Source organism: Pelagerythrobacter sp. Soil_C_18 (assembly GCF_057657235.1).
This window is the reverse complement of record NZ_JBDGIU010000005.1, coordinates 158,766-177,769: the sequence shown is the minus strand read 5'-3', so window position 1 is coordinate 177,769 and position 19,004 is coordinate 158,766. Positions and strand designations below refer to the sequence as shown.

Genomic DNA, 19,004 nt, shown 5'->3' with positions numbered 1-19,004 from the left:
AAGAGGGGACTAGCGCGTGAATCTAGTCGCGATCGCAATCGTTTTGGGGCTGCTAGCCATTGTCTATGGCTTCGTCACCAGCCGCCAGGTGCTCGGCGCTGCCGCCGGCAATGAAAAGATGCAGGAAATCGCCGGCGCCATCCAGGAAGGCGCCAGGGCTTATCTCAACCGCCAGTATACGACGATCGGAGTGGTCGGCGTGGTCGTGGCGATCATCGTCGGGATCTTTCTCGGCCCGATCTCGGCCACGGGCTTCGTCATCGGGGCGATCCTCTCGGGCTTCGCCGGCTTCATCGGCATGAACATCTCGGTCCGCGCGAACGTGCGCACAGCGGCTGCCGCGCAGACGGGGCTGCAGCAGGGCCTCACCCTCGCCTTCCGTGCGGGTGCCATCACCGGCATGCTCGTCGCCGGGCTCGCCCTGCTCGCGATCGCGGTGTTCTTCGGCGTCCTGATCGGCCTGATGGGCTACGAAGCGAACGACCGTATCGTGATCGATGCGCTAGTGGCGCTGGCCTTCGGCGCTTCGCTGATCTCCATCTTCGCGCGCCTCGGCGGCGGCATCTTCACCAAGGCGGCCGACGTCGGCGCCGACCTCGTCGGCAAAGTCGAGGCAGGCATTCCCGAAGACGACCCGCGCAATCCAGCCGTGATCGCCGATAACGTGGGCGACAACGTCGGCGACTGCGCCGGCATGGCCGCCGACCTGTTCGAAACCTACGTCGTCACCGTCGGCGCGACGATGGTGCTCACCGCGCTACTGCTGAGCGGCGTGGGCGATCTGCTGCTGCCGCTGATGGCTCTGCCGCTGTTGATCGGCGGCGCCTGCATCGTCACCTCGATCATCGGGACCTACTTCGTCCGTCTGGGCGGCGGGACCAACATCATGGGCGCGATGTACAAGGGCTTCCTCGTCACGGCCGTCCTTTCGATCCCGGCCATCTGGCTGGCGACGAGCTACGCGCTCGGCGACATGAACGCGGTCATCAATGATGGGACCGAGATGGTGCCGTTCACCGGTATGGACCTGTTCTGGTGCGCGATGGTCGGCCTCGTGATCACGGGCCTCATCATCTGGATCACCGAGTACTACACGGGCACCAACTACCGCCCGGTGCGCTCGATCGCCAAGGCCTCCGAAACCGGCCACGGCACCAACGTGATCCAGGGGCTCGCTATCAGTCTGGAAGCGACTGCGCTGCCGACGCTGGTGATTGTCGCGGGCATCATCGGCGCCTATCAGCTCGCCGGACTGATCGGCATCGCCTACGCGGCGACTGCCATGCTGGCGCTCGCGGGCATGGTCGTGGCGCTCGACGCTTACGGCCCCGTCACCGACAACGCCGGCGGCATTGCCGAGATGGCGGGCCTCGACGACAGCGTGCGCGAGAAGACCGATGCGCTCGACGCCGTGGGCAACACGACCAAGGCGGTGACCAAGGGTTACGCGATCGGATCGGCCGGCCTCGCCGCGCTGGTGCTGTTCGCCGCCTACACCACCGACCTCACCGAGTTCTTCCCGGACGCGGACGTCGATTTCAGTCTCGAGAACCCCTACGTCATCGTCGGCCTGCTGCTCGGCGCGCTGCTGCCCTACCTCTTCGGCGCGATGGGCATGACGGCGGTCGGCCGCGCTGCCGGCGACGTGGTCAAGGACGTGCGCGAGCAGTTCGCCGCCGACAAGGGCATCATGGCCGGCACCAGCCGTCCCAACTATGCCCGTACGGTGGACCTCGTGACCAAGGCGGCCATCAAGGAGATGATCGTGCCCTCACTGCTGCCGGTGCTCGCACCGATCGTGGTCTACTTCGTGATCACCCTGATCGCGGGGCAGGAGAACGGCTTCGCCGCGCTCGGCGCGCTGCTCCTCGGCGTGATCGTCGGCGGCCTCTTCGTCGCGCTCTCGATGACTGCGGGCGGCGGCGCATGGGATAACGCGAAGAAGTACATCGAGGACGGCAATCACGGTGGCAAGGGCTCCGAGGCGCACAAAGCCGCGGTGACCGGCGACACCGTCGGCGATCCCTACAAGGACACTGCCGGCCCTGCGGTGAACCCGATGATCAAGATCACCAACATCGTCGCCCTGCTTCTGCTGGCGGCGCTGGCGGCCGCGTAAGCGAACGCTAGAAAGCCACCAGGCTGGAAAGGCCCCCCCGGAAAGTGCCGGGCGGGGCTTTTCTTTCGTTTCAAATGCGTTCGGTCCGAAACTGGGTCTCAGACAAGGTTCGTCGACATTCCCTTCGGACGGGTTCCATCACCGGAACTTGCTCTGGATTTCCGTCACTGTCACGATACACCCTTTCGGGCATCTTTTGGGGGACGCAAATCCATGAAAATCAAACCTCTCGTCGTTCGGAGCGCAAGCGCCATCGCGCTCGTCTCGTGCAGCCTCGTCGCTGGCCTTGATGCTCCTGCCCTTGCGCAAACTACGCCGGGCGAAGTCATCTCGACCAAGGTTCCGCTGGAGCAACTCGCGGCGCTCCCGGCAATGAGCAACCTGCGGCTTTCGCCCGACGGAACCAAGATCGCGGTCCAGCTCGGCAGCGGCAACGATTTTGTTTATGCGATCGTCGATCTCAAGAACGGTGGCAAGGCAACGCCCATAGCATCTGCCGGGACTTTCAAGGATACCGGCCAGCGTTCGGTCTTCGGCTACAAGTGGTTCGACGACCGTTATCTGCTCATGACTCTCGCGTCGCGTGAAAACGTGTACGGCACCCGGGCTGATATCTATCGGCTCGTCGCGTTCGATACGCAGAGCGGCAAGCTCCACGATGTCGGATGGGACGACGCGATGGCCGATGCATCCAATGTTCTGTATCGCGACGAGGAGAACGATCGCATTTTGCTCGCACGGCAGGCGAACCGGCGCGGTGATACGGAGCGAATGTTCCTTTACCAGGTCGATTGGGTGGATGTCGCGACCGGCAAGGTCCTTTCAACCGAGCAGCGCAAGAATCCGATCGTGGATGGCTGGGTAGCCGACGGCGACGGCGTAGTGCGCATGGGCGTCGGCTACGATCGTGGCAGCGGCGAGCGGCGCTATCTTTATCGCTCCAGTGAGAACGAGGACTTCCGCACCGTCGCACGAATTACGGACGAGGATTTTACCGGTAGCGGCATCACGCCGCTGGTGTTTCTCGACGAGCCTGACATGGCCATCGTAAGCAGCAATCATGAAGGCTACGACGCCATATACAAAGCGAATCTGTCCAACATGGAAATCGGGGAGAAGCTCTTCTCGATCGAGGGCTACGACGTCGGCGGAGTGATTCCCAACGCCGAAGAAAATGGCATTCTCGGCTACACATACGCCACCGATCGTCGATACCGCGAGTATATCGATCCGCGCTTTGCGCAGGTTCAGCAATTCCTGCGCGAAGAATTCGGTAAGGGAAATGCGCAGATCGTTAGTACGAACGACGACGAGACGAAGATGATTGTGGCGCTCGCACGCGCTGCGCAACTGCCTTCCTACTACCTTTACGATGTTCAGTCGGGCAGCTTTGATCTGATCTCCTACACCCATTTCGAGCTCAGGGACGGTGTGTTGAACCCGGTCGAAATGGTTCGCTACACCGCAAGCGACGGACTCGAGATAGAGGCCGTGGTAACCCAGCCGCGATTGCGGGCTCAGCAGAAGGATCTGCCTGTGGTCGTGCTGACTCATGGTGGACCTTACGGCGTGCGGGACTACGCCAGCTACGACCAGTGGGCGCAAGCAATCGCAGAGCAGGGCTATGTCGTCGTGCAGCCGAACTACCGTGGTTCGGGCGGGTACGGTGCGGAATTCGTGAAGGCCGGTCGGAGCGATGGCTTCGGCACAAGGATGCAGGATGATCTCAACGAAGTCGTCGACTACCTTGATGCGCAGGGTCTGGTCGACAAGGATCGCGCTTGCATGATGGGGTGGTCGTATGGCGGTTACGCGTCGGCGCGAGCCGTGCAACGTGACCCCGCGCGCTGGGAGTGCGCAATCGCGGGAGCAGGCGTCTACGACCTGCCACGTATGAAGCAATACGACCTGACTTACCTCGGCGAGTTCGGAGCAAACTATCTCGCGGAGGGTGCATCGGCTCTCTCCGACGTGTCGCCTGCGCGGAACCCGCATGGCACTTGGTCTCCCATTCTGATCGTCCACGGTTTGCGTGATCCTCGCGTTCCGATCGAACAGGCGCGAATCCTCAAGGACGCATTGGAACGTGCAGGGAAACAGGAGGGCGTGGATTTCGCCTACCTAGAGCAGCCGAAAAACGGCCACTACGGCGCGTTCTTCACGAGGGAAGAACGACTGGAATGGCTGGGCGGTGCAACAGCGTGGCTGGCAAAACACAATCCGGCATACGTTCCCGGCGATCCGGATTACGAGGATCGGGCACCGCTTGATCCCGCCGCCAAGAAAATGGGAGAGCGGTTGGGCATCGAGGGTCTTTGACTACTCTGAGTGGAAGGTGCGTTTGGATGCCCGGGTAAGGAGCTAGTCTTTTTTAATCATCTTGGTGCTACCACGGTCCGTGCGGCACGTTCGTCCGCGGTAGCCAAGGTTAACGCGTGGCCAGTGCCCCCGTTGAAACCCCCGATCCTGTGGATGCGGACTGCCTGGCGCGAACATGCGCGCCGGCGGCTCGCCTCGCAGCAGCATCGTGGCGGGCACTCGAGGGTCATTTTACACGGCCGGAATGGGACCTTCTTGCGAGGTCGGCGGGCGAGCCCAACCCGTTCTGTGAACGCTGGACGCTGATGCCCGCGCTGGAGCGGTTCGCGCCCGCTGCGAACGTCGCGCTCGTCCATCTGCGGATGGCAGGCGAGCTTTGCGGGCTGATGCCGCTCGCGCGGAGCCGGAGCTACTACGGCTACCCGATCCCGCACCTCGCGACCTGGAGCCACGACAACATGTTCGTCGGCAGTCCGCTGGTGCGCAGCGGCTGTGAGGAGGCGTTCTGGCGCGAGCTGTTCGGCTGGGCCGATGCGCATGCCGGAGGAGCGCTGTTCCTCCATCTCGGCTGGATGGCGGAAGATGGTCCGCTGTTTCGCGCGCTATCACAAGTGGCGGGCGGGCAGGAGCGGCCGTGGGGCGTGGTCCAGCGGGAGGAGCGCGCGCTGCTGCAGTCCGAGCTTGGCCCGCAAGCCTATCTCGAGGCCGCGATGAGCGGCAAGAAGCGCAAGGAACTGCGCCGTCAGCACAAGCGCCTCGCCGAAGAGGGAGAGCTGCGCTTCGAGCGGCGCTGCGACGAGGCGGGACTCGCCGGCTGGGTCGAGGACTTCCTTGTGCTCGAACGAGCCGGATGGAAGGGCCGCAACGGCTCCGCGCTGGCCGACCGCCCGAGCACGCGCGGCTGGTCTGCGCAGACGCTGCACGGCGCGGCGGCGCACGGACGGCTCGAGCGCCTGACGCTCACGCTCGACGGCAAGCCGATCGCCATGCTCGCCAACTTCATCGCGCCGCCGGGTGCGTTCAGCTTCAAGACCGCGTTCGACGAGCGCTTCGCGCGCTTCTCGCCCGGCGTGCTGCTCCAGCTCGAGAACCTCGATCTGCTGGAGCGCGAGGACGTGGCGTGGTGCGACAGTTGCGCCGCGGCGGACCATCCGATGATCGAGCGCATCTGGCGCGAGAAACGCGCGATGGTGCGCGTCAACGTTGCGATCGGCGGGCCGCTGCGCCGGGCGCTGTTCCGCCCGATGCTGCGCGCGGAGAGCCGCGGCAAAGCCAAAGGAGCCTGACAATGGGTGCCCATACCGCCATCGAAGTCCTGGCCGAGGGCGCGCCCGCGCCGGTGTTCGGACCCGAGGCCCGCGCCTCTTTCGCCGCGGCATATCCCGAGACGCCGCACGTGCTGCGCCACGGGCTCGCAACGCACGAGTTGCTGACCCTCGATGCGCTGGCAGTGCTTGCAAGCCGGCTGCCCGAGCGCTCGATCGAGTACAACCGCGGCGACCTTCCGATCGGCGTCGACGGTAAGCCGGGCGGCACCGGGCTGTCGATCGAGGACACGATCCGCCACATCGCCAGCAGCAATAGCTGGGCCGTGCTCAAGAACGTCGAGCAAGTACCGGAATACGAGGCTCTGCTGCTCGGTCTGCTGGACGAGATCAGGCCCGAGATCGAGGCGAAGACCGGCGCCATGCTGCGCCCGCAGGCGTTCGTCTTCATCTCCAGCCCCGATGCGGTCACGCCCTATCATTTCGACCCCGAGCACAACATCCTGCTCCAGCTCGTCGGCCGCAAGACGATGACGCAGTTCCCCGCCGGCGACGCGCGGTTCGCGCCCGACGAGATCCACGAATCGTACCACGCCGGCGGCGCACGCGAGCTGACCTGGCGCGATGAACTGGCCGAAGGCGGACGTGAGTTCGCACTCGCTCCCGGCGAGGCCGTGTTCGTGCCGGTCATGGCGCCGCACTTCGTCCGCAATGGGCCGGAGAGCTCGATCTCGCTGTCGATCACCTGGCGCAGCGACTGGAGCTTCGCCGAGGCCGATGCGCGCGGGTTCAACGGGCTGCTGCGCCGCGCGGGGCTATCGCCGGCGGCGCCTGGGCGCTGGCCTGCCTCGAACATGCCGAAGGCGCTCGCGTTCCGCGCGCTGCGCAGGCTCGGCCTCGCCCGTTGACCGCGGTGCCCGCACGCCGCAAAGCGCAGCGGATGACCGACCAACCTAGTCCTGAACAGCTCGTCGCCGATCTCGTCCGCCTGCTTACCGTCGAGCGGCAGACCGAGGATGCCTTCACCGGCCATCCGCAGAAGGACGGCGTCGGCCGCGTCTTCGGCGGACAGGTGATCGCGCAGGGGCTGCAGGCCGCCCAGGCCAGCGCGCCGGAGGGAATGGTGGCGCACTCGCTGCACGCCTACTTCCTCCGCGGCGGCAAGGAGGGGCCGGCGATCGACTATGCCATCGCACGCGACTTCGACGGGCGGAGCTTCGCCAATCGCCGCGTCGTCGCAAGCCAGGAAGGCACGCCGATCCTGAACCTGACGGCCAGCTTTCAGCGGCCAGAGGACGGGCTGTCGCACGACGACTACGACATGCCCGAGACCGTCCCTCCCGAGGAGCTGACGCCGGATCTGGAGCAACGCCGGCGGCTCCTCGCCGAAATGGGCGAGGTGAGCGAGGCGCAGCGGGCGATGATGCTTCGCCCCCGCCCGATCGAGATGCGGACGGTCGACAGCCTGCACTGGATGAACAGCGAGCCCCGGCCGCCCCGTGCGCGCTGCTGGTTCCGCACCGCCGCGCCGCTGCCGCCGATCGAGCAGGACCCCGCCCTGCACCGCGCGGTGATCGCCTACGCCAGTGACTACACGTTGCTCGGCACCAGCGCGCTGCCGCACGGGCTGAGCTGGGCGCGCGGCGACATGATCGGGGCGAGCCTCGATCATGCGGTCTGGTTCCACCGGGAGGCGCGGGCGGACGAATGGCTGCTCTACGCCACCGACAGCCCGTGGAGCGGCGGCGGGCGCGGCTTCAACAGAGGTCGAATATTCGACCGCGAGGGACGGCTGGTCGCCAGCGTCGCCCAGGAAGGAATGATCCGCCGGCGGATGCCGAAGCCGGACTGACGGCGCCGCTGTGGTTGACACACGCGGCATGGTTTGCGCGGTGTCACCTTGTAGCGACCCGCCTCGGCCGGTGCGTCCAGCGGGCCTCCAAGCAACGTGAAGAAGAGGCACGCACCTCTTTGAAACAGGTGCGATTTTATGCCCTCCTCCTTGCCGGATGGCAACGGAGTGCGCAGCCTTCCCGAAACAGGTGCCCAAGGGCGCCGGTGTGACCTTCCGCGACGCGGCGAAGAGCTGGGGAGAGGAGTGTCACCTTGTGCGCTGGCGCCCCTGCGGAGCACCCGTTCGGCGGGCGCGATCGCCATCGAGGTTTGCGTTGGCAGGAGGGGCCGAAGGCGCGTCATCGAAGATGATAAGGCAGATTTCGGCGATGTAGGAAAGGCTTTTCCCAGCTTGGGCGGCCCGTCTCGCCTTTGCGAAACTCGCATCCATGCGCGGGCCAGGCACAAAAAAGGCCCCGCGAGGGGGCCTTTTCGTAATTTTGGATCAAAGGGATCTCAGTTGAAGATCCAGTCCCAGATCGAACCCAACATGCCGTGTCTCCTGTTGCAAGTGCATGAGGAGACTACGTTAACCATATTTTTTTGTAAACTGTTAATTAACTTTGTTTCGCAATGGCAGACCATCCCTTTGTAAAGTCAGCATTTCCTGGATCTCGCCAACCGTCACCGGGCGCGCAATGTAATATCCCTGGCCGAGATCGCAGCCCATGTCGCGCAAGAGTGCGAAAGTCTCCCGGTCCTCTATTCCTTCGGCCACCGACGTCAGTCCGGCATCGCTCGCCAGCCGGGCCACGTTCGACACGATCGCCCTCGCCGTCCGCGAGCGATGGATCTGCTGGACGAACAGCTGATCGATCTTGATCTCGTCGAACGGCAGCTCGAACATGGCCTCGAGATTGGCGCTCGCGACGCCGAAGTCGTCCATCGAGAACGAGACGCCGAGCCGCTTGATCTGCTCGAACACGGCGCGGGCTGCGGAGAAATCCTCAATCCGGGCGGTTTCCGTGACTTCGATCGTCATTTTCGCCGGATCAGCCGAATGCGCCGCCAAGTTCATCTCAATCAGATCGGCGATGCGGCTGTCGACGAACTGGATCGCGGAGACATTGATCGAGATCTTCGGTTCGTGACCGTGGCTGCGCAGGGTCTCCGCCGCACGCAGGCTCTTGAGCAGAACACGCTTGGTCAGATCGTCGAGACGCCCCACGCGCTCGCACTGAAGGATGAAGCGCGCGGGCGAGATCTCGCCCCGCTCTTCGTCGACCCATCGCGCGAGGGCTTCAACCCCGACGATGCGTCCGCTCCGCAAGTCCGCCTGGGGCTGGAGCTTGATTGAGATGCGGTCTTCCGACAGCGCGCTTTCCAGCCGCGCCTGGAGCGAATAGTCCCATTCCTCGCTTTCGGCCGCGAAGTCCGAAATGACGAAGACCGGCCGATAGGCCTCGCGCGCCTGATCCGCGGCGGCGATCGCCGAACTCAGGCGGCTCGAGACTGACTTGTCAGAGGATCGGTCGACGCCGATGGTCATCGATACGTCAAGCACGCGATGCGAAACCGTGATCGACTGCGAGGCAACGGCCCGCAGACCTTCGAGATGTCCCTGTAGGTCCTGATACTTTTCGCTGGAAACCGCGAACGCAAAGTATTTGCCGCCGTCGTAGTAGATTCTCGATCCAGCATCTCCAAGGGCCAGTCGAGAGGCAAGCTGTCGAAGATACCTGCCCTGATCCGCTGGCGTCAGCGTCGCAAAAATGGCGTCCAAGCGTGCGATCTTGGCCACGACGACGGCAGTCGTCCTGTCCACGTGCTCGTCACCCAAGTCCCGTTGCAAGGCAACGAAGTTCGGCAATTTGCTCCGCGGTTCGAGGAATAGGTGCCGTCTCTTGAATCGAACCAGTAATCGACATGCGGAGTAAACCGCTGTGAGCGCCAACGGCCCTGCGAACTCGGCGCGAATCCCCAGTTGCGCGGTAACGACGACGAGGATGAGAAGCGCTGTGGTCCAAAGGACGTACAGCACCTTCCGGTGCGCGTTCCCACGACAGGCGATCAAACCGACCACAAGGCTAAGGCCGAAGCCGCCGACCATTCCCAGCCAGGACAGGATTTGCCCGGATTCCCGCGCGGCCGTTTCCGCAGCCATGATATGGATCAGACTTGGGGGTACGACCCCCCGTCCTGGTATTCGCACGAGCCTCGAGACATTGCCCTGCGGTCCCAAGACCACGGTCTTGCCGCCAAACAGCGCGGTCTCCTGCTCGCTTAGACTTGGCGTCCTGTTCAAATTGTAGCGGGGAATCGCGTCCGTATCGATCGCATAGTCGGGATAGATCTCCTTGCGGGAGACTTCGGGGACCATCGCGTTCCAGAGTGTCGGAAGTTCAATCGTTCCGTTGGAATAGGATGCCTTAACCCCCCACACATACCCGAGGAAGTCCGTCTTATAGTCGTTGCTAACGACCCGCATTCCGCTTTGGAAGAACCGATCGCTCGCCCCGACTGATCCCCTCTCCGCAAAATCCTCACGCACGGCCCTCGTCAGCACGACCTTATCGGCCAAGCGCACCAGCTCACTCCGCAGCTCCGCATCGATGCTGAGCGAATTGCTGCGCTGGATCGGCATGTCGATGAAGATGCGCGCGACGCCGGCGTGCTCGAGCCGCCGAATCGTCCGCAGGAGCCGCCTGTTCTCGGAACCGGCCTGCGAATCCGGCCCCTTCTCCACCTCCACGAACACGAATTCCGAGGTGGGGCTGTGATCGAACAGCTTGGCCTGGAGCGACCAGACGGTGATGTCTAGCGGACGAAGAATCGTGGTGGCAGCAACCACCACCGCCAGAAGGATGGCGATGGCCGCGTGGCGGAGCCTTTCGGATCCGATCAGTTCTCGTGCCAAGGGCAATGCAATCATTCCTAACCGGCGGTCGGCGCTACCGGAATATCGTAAACATCGCGTTTCCGAATGCAGCCGAACCCGGGGAAATCCCGTAAGCGCCGGCCGGCGTTGCCTCACCCCGCGGGGTGGTAGAAGTCGTAGATCTTCTGCGCGACGCCGGCGCTGATGCCCGGGGTGCGCTTCAGGTCGTCCAGCGCCGCGGCGCGCACTTTCCCGGCGGTGCCGAAGTGGAGCAGCAGCGCGCGTTTTCGCGAGGGGCCGATGCCGGGGATCTCGTCGAGCGGCGAGGCGGAGATCGCGCGGCTGCGCTTGGCGCGATGGGCGCCGATGGCGAAGCGGTGGACCTCATCGCGCAGGGTCTGGAGGTAGAACAGCAACGGCGAATTGGTCGGCAGGGTCTTCTCGCGCCCGTCGGGGAAATGGAACACCTCGCGCCCCTCGCGCCCGTGGTGCGGGCCCTTGGCGATGGCGATCAGCGGCACGTCCTCGATCCCGAGCTCCTCCAGCGCGTCGCGCGCCGCCGACATCTGCCCCTTGCCGCCGTCGAGCAGGACGAGATCGGGCCAGATGCCGCTCCCCCGCTCCTGGCTGCGGTCGGGGTCCTCGCGCAGCGCGCGCGCAAAGCGCCGGGTCATCACCTCGCGCATCATCGCGAAGTCGTCGTCGGTCTGCGCGGTCTTGATGTTGAACTTGCGGTACTGGTTCTTGAGGAAGCCTTCGGGCCCGGCGACGACCATCGCGCCGACGGCCTTGGCGCCCTGGATATGGCTGTTGTCGTAGATCTCGATCCGCTGCGGCGGTTCGGATAGTTCAAGGAATTCCGCAAGTTCTCGGTTGATCTTGGCCTTGGTTCCACTTTCGGCCAGGCGCCGGTCGAGCGCCTCCATGGCGTTGCGGCTGGCCTGCGCCATCAGCCGCCGCCGGTCGCCGCGCTGGGGGACGGAGATCTCGACCCGGTGCCCGGCCACTTCGCACAGCGCCTCGGCGAGCAGCGCCTGCTCGGGCAGCGCGCGGTCGACCAGCACGGTGCGCGGCGGCGGCACTTCCTCATAGAATTGGGCGAGCACGCCGGTGAGCACGTCCGCGTCGTCGACGTCCTGCGTGTGCGTGGGGAAGAAGGCGCGGTGGCCCCAGTTCTGTCCGCCGCGAACGAAGAAGGCCTGAATGCCGACCTGCCCGCCCTTGCTGGCGAGCGCGAAGACGTCGGCATCGCCCACCCCCGCGGCGTTCACCGCCTGGCTGCTCTGGATCGCGGTCGCGGCGCGCAGGCGGTCGCGCAGCATGGCCGCACGCTCGAAATCGAGAGCTTCGGCCGCCTGCTCCATCTGCCGCTCGATCTCGCGCTGGACGCCTGACGACTTGCCGCCGAGGAAGTCCTTCGCCTGGCGCACGAGCTCGCCGTAATCCTCGGTGCTGATGCGCCCGACGCAGGGGGCGGAGCAGCGCTTGATCTGGTAGAGCAGGCAGGGCCGGTCGCGTCGCTCGAGAAAGCTGTCGGTACAGGACCTTAGGAGGAATAGCTTCTGCAGCGCGTTAATCGTGGTGTTGACCGATCCGGCGCTGGCGAAGGGGCCGTAGTAGTCGCCCTTCGCCCGCCGCGCGCCACGGTGCTTCATGATGCGGGGATATTCATGATCCGCCCGCAAGAGAATGAAGGGAAACGATTTATCGTCGCGCAGCAGGACATTGTAGGGCGGCCGGAAGCGCTTGATGAGCTGCGCTTCGAGCAGCAGCGCCTCCGCCTCGCTGTTGGTGGTGACGATCTCCATCCGCCGCGTCTGGCTGACCATGCGCTGGAGGCGGCTCGAGAGATTGGCGATCTGGGTGTAGTTCGCGACCCGGTTCTTCAGCGCGCGCGCCTTGCCGACGTAGAGCACGTCGCCGCGCGCATCGAGCATGCGATAGACGCCGGGCTTTGGCTTGAGGGTTTTCACCGTCTCGCGGATCGCCTGCACGCCCGCCTCGATGTCCGGCTGCGCGTCGCCTTTGACCGTGTAGGTCGCGCGCTCCTCGTTGAAGCGCTCGGCGCCGCGCGGGTCGTAGGGGGAGCCGGCGGAAGAGGGAACGCGCGTCGGGGGCATGGCGTTCACATAAGCGCTGCGCCGAAAATGGGAACCGGCAGCGAACCCACGCGGCCAAGCGCGGTTAATGTTTCATGGGGCATTTTCACCGTCCGTCCGGTCGCGTATGGCGCGGCACGGATCGGCGAACCGGAGTTTGAACGATGTTGAAGAAGTTGATCGCCGTTGCCGCGCTCGGTGCATCGGTCGTGGTGCTCACCGGCTGCAACACGGTGAAAGGCCTCGGCCGCGATATCGAATCGGTCGGGGAAGCGGGCGACCGCGCGATCTGACGCGCTTGCCATTCCGTGCGGCGGCTCTACCGCGGCGGGAATGCAGACCTATGACGCTATCGTTCTCGGCGGAGGCGCCGCCGGGCTGATGTGCGCGGCCGTCGGCGGCCAGCGCGGGCGGCGCGTGCTCGTGCTCGAACGCGCGGCGGAGGTGGGGAAGAAGATCCTCATCTCCGGCGGCGGGCGGTGCAACTTCACCAACCTGAACACCGCGCCCGACCGCTACCTCTCGGCCAATCCGCACTTCGCCAAGTCGGCGCTGAGCCGCTACACCGCGCGCGATTTCCTCGCGCTGGTGGAGGCGCACGGGATCGCCTGGCACGAAAAGACGCTGGGACAGCTCTTCTGCGACGGATCGGCGCGGCAGATCGTCGCCATGCTGCTGGCCGAATGCGCGAAGGCGGAGGCGGCGGGCGGCATGGTGGAGATCGGCTGCGGCGAGGAGGTATCGGAAGTCTCGCACGACGGCCGCTGGTATCGCGTCATGACGTCAGGCGGCTCGTTTTCCGCGGCGGCGCTGGTGATCGCCACGGGCGGTCCCTCGATCCCGAAAATGGGCGCGACCGACTTCGCCTACCGCCTCGCGCGGCAGTTCGGCCTCAAGGTGGTCGAGCCGCGTCCTGCCCTCGTGCCGCTGACCCTGGGCGGCGAGGACGTGCTCTTCCGCGAGCTCTCGGGCGTCTCAGCGGACGTGGTCGCGCGCTGCGGCAAGGCGGCGTTCCGCGAGGCGGCGCTGTTTACCCATCGCGGGCTCTCCGGGCCGGCGATCCTGCAGGTCTCCTCCTACTGGCGCCCTGGCGACGAGATCGGGATCGACTTTCTTCCGGACGCCGCCGCGGGCTGGTTGCTGGAAGCGAAGCGCGCCAATCGGCGCGGCACCGTGCGGAGCGCACTCGCCGATGCGCTGCCGGACCGGCTCGCGGCGACCCTGGCCGAGCGGATCGCGCTCGATGGCGACCTCGGCAATCTGCCCGACAAAGAGCTCCGCAAGGCAGAGGCGCGGCTGGCGGACTGGCGCTTCCACCCCAACGGCAGCGAGGGCTTCGCCAAGGCGGAGGTTACGATCGGCGGGATCGCGACGGCCGAGCTTTCCTCCAAGACAATGGAAGCGCGGCCCGTGCCCGGGCTCTACGCGATCGGCGAGGCGGTCGACGTGACCGGCTGGCTCGGCGGTTACAACTTCCAGTGGGCCTGGGCGAGCGCGGTCGCGGCCGGGACCGCGCTCGCCGAAGCCGGTTAGAACAGCTTGCGGAATTCGATCTCGAACGTGCGGCCGAGCGGGTCGATCAGCGCCGGCTGATAGCTGAGCGGCACCACGCCGCTGCTGTCGGTCACGCGCTGCTGCGCATCGAACAGATTGTCCACGCTGAACGAGAGCCTCGAACCCTTCCAGAAGCCGGGCGTGCCGTCGGTCAGCCACTCCTGCTGCTCCAGATTGACAAAGGCGCGCAAGTTGAACTTGGCGATGTCGTCGAAAAACAGGTCCTGCGAGCCCGGCATGCCGCTGCCGTCGATGCGCGTCGCCGCCTGGTAATCACCGGAGAGGCGCAGGCCGAGGCCCTTGTAGAACAGCCCGCCCTGAAGCTCGATCTTGTGGCGCGGCACGCCGTTGCCGAAGGCCTGGCCGCTGAGCTGGTCGAGCACCGGCCCGCCCGGCGCGACCAGCACTTCGTTCTCGAACTCGATCGAGTGGTAGAGCGCAAGATTCCAGCGACCCTGCCCGTCTCCGCCGCCGCCGCCGCGGCCGAAGCGCATCCCGCCCCCGCCACCGCGGCGCGCGCCCTCGCCGTGTTCGGCACGCGCGCCAGGCGCGGCACCGTCGGCGCTGCACATCCGCTCGCGGAGAGCGGCGACCTTGGCCGGGTCGATCTGTCCGTCCTCGCCCTTGAGCCGCGCCAGCATCCGCTCGGGCAGGCCGGAGAGATCGGGCGTCTCGCCTTCGGGGGTGGCGCAGAACTTCTGCCGCAGCTCGGCCATCTGCGCGGGGTCGAGCCCGCCGGGCCGGCGGGCGCCCTGCCCCTCGCCCTGCGAGGCCGGCGCCGCGAAGGTCATCCGCTCGCGCCGCTCGCCGCTTCCGCCCTCGGGCTGTTCCTTGCCGACGCGGCCGAACAGGTTGATGCCGTAGCGCAGCCGCGAGCTCTTGGTGCCTTCGAAGGTGATCGGTCGCCGGTCGATCGATACCAGGTTGCCCGCCGGATCGCGCACCACGCGGTCGGGGAACGCCGCCTCGATCGCGGGCGTGAGCAGCGGGAAGTTCTGCGTCACGTCGTCCGAACGGTTGCGGAAGTATTCGACGACGATGTTCGCACGGTCGAACAGGTCGATCTCGTAGTTCGCCGAGACCTTGATGTCGCGCTGCGTCTCCGCGCTGAGGTTCGGATTGCCGCCGCTGACGACGGTCGCCAGCACGCTCTGCCCGGTTGCAAAGTCGTAGACCGGCACGTTGTACTCGGTGACAATCGGGTCGCCGAGCTGCGACAGGCTCGGCGCTGCCTCGCGCCAGATATAGCTCGCCTGGAGCGAGAGACGCTCGGTCGGCTTCCACGAAAGCCCCGTGGTGTAGTCCGCCAGGGTGCCGAAGTCCGACAAGTGATCGACCCCCGCGGCGAGGTTGAGGCTAAGCTCGCCCAGCGCGCCGAGGAAGCCTTCGCGCGCGCTGGCGATGGGCAGGCCGAGATTGACGCCGGCCGAAAGATTGCCGCGCGTCTGCGACAGGTCGTCAGCGTCGGTGCGCGTGTCGGTGCTGTCGATGCGGTTCCACGAGTAGCCCGTGTCGAAGGTCAGGTTCGCCTCGCCGGCAGGCAGCATGAGCGGCGTACCGCGCAACGTGGATTTCACGTCGGCGGCGTAGGACGTGCTCTCCGCCCGGTCGGCGCCTGCTCTGGGGATCGCCGGCAGCGGGCCGTCGATCGCCAGCTCGCCCGCGTCCACCATGTCCTGCAGGACGCTCGTGTCGCGCCGACGATCGATCAGCGTGGTGCGTTCAGTCCGGCTCGCATCGAGCGTCGTGTCGAACATCCACTCGCCGAGCGGCTTGATGATCGATCCGCCGAGCGAGAACGTGGTCGAGCTGTTGCGGCGCGTGAGCGGATCGTCGTCGATCGTGCGAACCGCGCTCTCGCCGTTCGCCGTCAGCGTGACCACGTCGAGCCCGGAGAGCGAGCGGCCGGTAGAGTGCTCGACGCCGCCGTTCACCGAGAACGTGCCCGAGCCCGGCGCCTCGCCAAGGCTGGAATTGAGCGTCGCGTCGATTTCCCAGGTGTCCGACGATCCGCGCAGACTGCGGAACGCGGCCGGATCGGGATCGCCCGCCACGGTCGGCGTGCTGCCGGGGGTCTGCACAATGTCGCGCTCGTCTTCGGTCAGGAGGCTGGTGGTGTTGTACTCCATGCCGATATTGAGGCGCCGGTTGCCGCTGATCGTGAGCTGCGACATCTCGATCTCGCCGTTCCCGGTGCCGCCGCGGTCGGGCATGCCGTACTCGACCTCGACTTCGCGCGAGGCGAAGTTTTCCTGCAGGATGATGTTGATCACCCGCTGGTCCGCCGGATAGCCGAACTGGAGCGCGACTTCCTCCGGCAGGACCTCGATCTTGCGGATCGCCTCGGGCGGGTAGCGGCGGAACTCGCGGAAGCCGCCGGAGCGCTGGCCGTTGATGAGGAACACCGGGCGCCCTTCGCCGCGTCCGCGGCCCGATCCGGTCTGCGGTGCGAGCTGCTCGATCAGTTCCTCGATCGAACCGGCGCCGTAGGAGCCGATCTCCTCCGCATCGAGCTCGAACACCGGCGGCACGTCGGTATCGACCTGCCCCCGGATACGCTCGGCGGTGACGACGATTTCCTCTTCGCCTTCGGCAGCCCCGCCCGCGCCTGAATCCTGCGCCCAGACCGGTGCCGGGGCGATGGCGAACGCAGCAATGGCGAGAAGCGATGCGGTGGCGGAAAGTTTCAGCAAGGGTGCAGCGTCCTTTTATCGTATCTCGTTGCGCCTCCTCCCCAAGTGGCGAACTGCCAAGGGCGAGCCGGACGCGCAATCCCCGCCCGCGTAACGAATTGTCGCGCGATGCTTTCCCCAGGATTGACGAACGATTCAGGAGTTTGCGCCCTCTGCGCTCGGCGGGCTTCCCTTTTCCGCCTTCCGCCGCTAAAGGGCGCGCCCTACTCGACTCAAAATCATATGGAACGAACCACTGCATGGCCAAAGAAGAACTCCTCGAAATGCGCGGCAAGGTAGTGGAACTGCTGCCAAACGCGATGTTCCGGGTGGAGCTCGAAAACGGTCATGAAGTGCTCGGCCACACTGCGGGCAAGATGCGCAAGAACCGCATCCGCGTGCTGGTCGGCGACGAGGTCCTGTGCGAGCTGACGCCCTACGACCTTACCAAGGCGCGTATCACCTATCGCTTCATGCCCGGACGCGGCGGGCCAGGCCCGCAGTAAGCGCGCGGGGGTGCCAACACCCTCCCTCATTCTTGCCTCCGCCAGCCCGAGGCGCCGCGAACTGCTGGCGCGGCTCGGCATAGAGCCTGCGCGCGTAGCACCGGCCGACATCGACGAGACGCCGCTGAAGGGCGAGCTCCCCCGCATCTACGCCGTGCGCATGGCGCGCGAGAAGGCGGCCGCGGCGGCGAGCGACGATGGCCATGTCCTGGCAGGCGACACCGTGGTCGCCGCCGGCCGGCGCATCCTGCCCAAGGCGGAGGACGAGGCGACCGCGCGTGCGTGCCTCGATCTCCTGTCCGGCCGGCGCCACCGCGTGCTCTCGGCCATCGCCCTGCGCGCGCCCGACGGCACGCTACGCGAGAAAATCAGCGAGACGACCGTGCGCTTCAAGCGGCTGAGCCACGAGGAGATCGACGCCTACATCGCCAGCGGCGAATGGCACGGCAAGGCGGGCGGCTACGCCATCCAGGGCGCGGCCGAAGGGCTGATTGCCTGGATCGAGGGCAGCCATTCGGGCGTCGTCGGCCTGCCCCTGTTCGAGACCCGCGCGCTGCTCAAGGCCGCGGGCTTCCGCATTGGCTGACTGGCTGGTCGAGGAAGGCATCGGCGAGCACCGCGCGGTGCGTCTCTCCGGCGACCGTATCGTCCAGGCACGGGTCGAATGGCCGGGACGGCTCGCGGCGGGACAGGTGGGCGACGCGGCATTGGTCTCGCGTGCGGCGGGCGCGGCTCGCGGCACGGTGCGGTTCGCGAGCGGCGAGGAAGCGCTGGTCGATCGCCTGCCGCGCGAGGCAAGCGAAGGCGCAGCTATCCGCGTCGAGGTTGTCCGCGCGGCGATCGGCGAGCGCGGGCGGACCAAGCTCGCGCAGGCGCGGCCCAGCGACAAGGTTCCGGCCAGCCCCACCCTCACCGAACGCCTGCAAGCGGAAGGACACGCGGTGCAGGCCGTGCACCGCTTCCCCGAATGCGGCTGGGATGAACTGACCGGCGAGGCGTTGGACGCGACGATCGCCTTCGCGGGCGGAACGCTGCTCTTCGCACCGACACCCGGGATGACCGTGGTCGACATCGACGGGACGCTGCCGCCGCGCGAGCTTGCGCTCGCTGCCGTGACGCCGTTAGCCGAGGCGTTCCGCCGCTTCGATCTCGGCGGATCGGTCGGGATCGACTTTCCGACGCTGCAGGCCAAGCCGGACCGGCGCGCGGTGGACGAGGCATTGGGGGCCGCGCTCGACGGCTGGCCCCACGAACGGACCGCAATGAACGGCTTCGGCTTCGTCCAGCTCGTCGCGCGGCTGGAGCGTCCTTCCCTGCTCCATCTCGCGCGCCTCTCGCGCTCGGCCTTTGCCGCGCGCCGTCTGCTGCGCCAGGCAGAGCGGGTGGCGGAACCGGGTGCGTTGCTGCTCACCTGCCATCCCGCGGTCGAGGCCGCGCTGCGGCCCGAATGGCGCGAGGAGCTCGCCCGGCGCACGGGTCGCGAGGTGCGGATAGCGGCCGACGCCGCCCTTGCGCTCGAAGGCGGTTTCGCGCAGGCGGTGGCCTCATGAGCAAGCCGAAGCCCTGTCCGATCTGCAGGAAGCCGCGCAGCGATGAATTCGCGCCGTTCTGCTCGGCCCGCTGCCGCGACCGCGATCTGGCCCAATGGTTCAACGACGGCTACGCCGTTCCCGGCCGTCCGGCAGCGCCGGAGGAGATCGCGAAGGAGGACTGATTCCCCCCTTGCCAAGCTCCACGCCCTTCGCCATAGGGCCGCTTC

The 19,004-nt window shown here is 66.3% G+C and carries 14 protein-coding genes; 11 read left to right on the top strand and 3 right to left on the bottom strand.

Annotation, left to right across the window (positions count from 1 at the left end; translation table 11 throughout):
- Positions 1 to 16 precede the first annotated feature (16 nt).
- The 5 genes from AC3A5N_RS12350 to AC3A5N_RS12330 all read left to right on the top strand — a co-directional run bounded on the left by AC3A5N_RS12350 (position 17) and on the right by AC3A5N_RS12330 (position 7,555).
- Positions 17 to 2,119: a sodium-translocating pyrophosphatase gene (locus tag AC3A5N_RS12350; protein WP_487737618.1), complete on the top strand. Its 2,103-nt coding sequence runs from the start codon at positions 17 to 19 to the stop codon at positions 2,117 to 2,119.
- Positions 2,120 to 2,332: 213 nt separating this feature from the next.
- Complete coding sequence (locus AC3A5N_RS12345; protein WP_487737617.1) at positions 2,333 to 4,438, top strand: alpha/beta hydrolase family protein; 2,106 nt, start codon at positions 2,333 to 2,335, stop codon at positions 4,436 to 4,438.
- Positions 4,439 to 4,743: 305 nt separating this feature from the next.
- Positions 4,744 to 5,724 (top strand): GNAT family N-acetyltransferase, encoded by a 981-nt coding sequence (locus AC3A5N_RS12340; RefSeq protein WP_487737616.1) that lies wholly within the window; start codon positions 4,744 to 4,746, stop codon positions 5,722 to 5,724.
- Positions 5,725 to 5,726: 2 nt separating this feature from the next.
- Positions 5,727 to 6,611, top strand: a complete 885-nt coding sequence (locus tag AC3A5N_RS12335) for a transcriptional regulator (protein WP_487737615.1) — start codon at positions 5,727 to 5,729, stop codon at positions 6,609 to 6,611.
- 32 nt (positions 6,612 to 6,643) lie between these two features.
- Positions 6,644 to 7,555, top strand: coding sequence for an acyl-CoA thioesterase (locus AC3A5N_RS12330; protein ID WP_487737614.1), 912 nt, complete (start codon positions 6,644 to 6,646; stop codon positions 7,553 to 7,555).
- A 594-nt stretch (positions 7,556 to 8,149) separates the two neighbouring features.
- Here AC3A5N_RS12330 and AC3A5N_RS12325 read toward each other — a convergent pair.
- Both AC3A5N_RS12325 and uvrC read right to left on the bottom strand, forming a co-directional pair.
- Positions 8,150 to 10,453 (bottom strand): EAL domain-containing protein, encoded by a 2,304-nt coding sequence (locus tag AC3A5N_RS12325; protein WP_487737613.1) that lies wholly within the window; start codon positions 10,451 to 10,453, stop codon positions 8,150 to 8,152.
- Positions 10,454 to 10,566: 113 nt separating this feature from the next.
- A complete protein-coding gene (uvrC, locus tag AC3A5N_RS12320; protein WP_487737612.1) occupies positions 10,567 to 12,534 on the bottom strand; it encodes an excinuclease ABC subunit UvrC in 1,968 nt (655 codons plus the stop codon).
- Between the two features lie 143 nt (positions 12,535 to 12,677).
- Between uvrC and AC3A5N_RS12315 the strand changes: the two genes are divergently transcribed.
- Both AC3A5N_RS12315 and AC3A5N_RS12310 read left to right on the top strand, forming a co-directional pair.
- Positions 12,678 to 12,806 carry an entericidin A/B family lipoprotein gene (locus AC3A5N_RS12315; RefSeq protein WP_487737611.1) on the top strand — a complete coding sequence of 43 codons (129 nt, stop codon included), beginning with the start codon at positions 12,678 to 12,680 and terminating at the stop codon, positions 12,804 to 12,806.
- Between the two features lie 40 nt (positions 12,807 to 12,846).
- Entirely contained in the window at positions 12,847 to 14,046 is a 1,200-nt protein-coding gene (locus AC3A5N_RS12310) for a BaiN/RdsA family NAD(P)/FAD-dependent oxidoreductase (protein WP_487737610.1), read from the top strand.
- Here AC3A5N_RS12310 and AC3A5N_RS12305 read toward each other — a convergent pair.
- Positions 14,043 to 16,760 (bottom strand): TonB-dependent receptor domain-containing protein, encoded by a 2,718-nt coding sequence (locus AC3A5N_RS12305; protein ID WP_487737609.1) that lies wholly within the window; start codon positions 16,758 to 16,760, stop codon positions 14,043 to 14,045. The two genes, AC3A5N_RS12310 and AC3A5N_RS12305, sit on opposite strands and share 4 nt — an antisense overlap.
- Before the next feature lie 239 nt (positions 16,761 to 16,999).
- On the opposite strand from AC3A5N_RS12305, the gene infA reads away from it, so the two are divergent.
- The 4 genes from infA to AC3A5N_RS12285 are packed head-to-tail and all read left to right on the top strand — an operon-like array spanning position 17,000 to position 18,959.
- The gene (gene infA / locus AC3A5N_RS12300; RefSeq protein WP_047806247.1) at positions 17,000 to 17,245 is read left to right on the top strand and encodes a translation initiation factor IF-1; all 246 of its coding nucleotides are present in this window, start codon (positions 17,000 to 17,002) and stop codon (positions 17,243 to 17,245) included.
- Between the two features lie 10 nt (positions 17,246 to 17,255).
- A complete protein-coding gene (locus tag AC3A5N_RS12295) occupies positions 17,256 to 17,831 on the top strand; it encodes a Maf family protein (protein ID WP_487737608.1) in 576 nt (191 codons plus the stop codon).
- Entirely contained in the window at positions 17,824 to 18,795 is a 972-nt protein-coding gene (locus tag AC3A5N_RS12290; RefSeq protein ID WP_487737607.1) for a ribonuclease, read from the top strand. Before AC3A5N_RS12295 ends, AC3A5N_RS12290 begins: the two co-directional genes overlap by 8 nt.
- Complete coding sequence (locus AC3A5N_RS12285; protein ID WP_487737606.1) at positions 18,792 to 18,959, top strand: DNA gyrase inhibitor YacG; 168 nt, start codon at positions 18,792 to 18,794, stop codon at positions 18,957 to 18,959. Before AC3A5N_RS12290 ends, AC3A5N_RS12285 begins: the two co-directional genes overlap by 4 nt.
- Positions 18,960 to 19,004 lie beyond the last annotated feature (45 nt).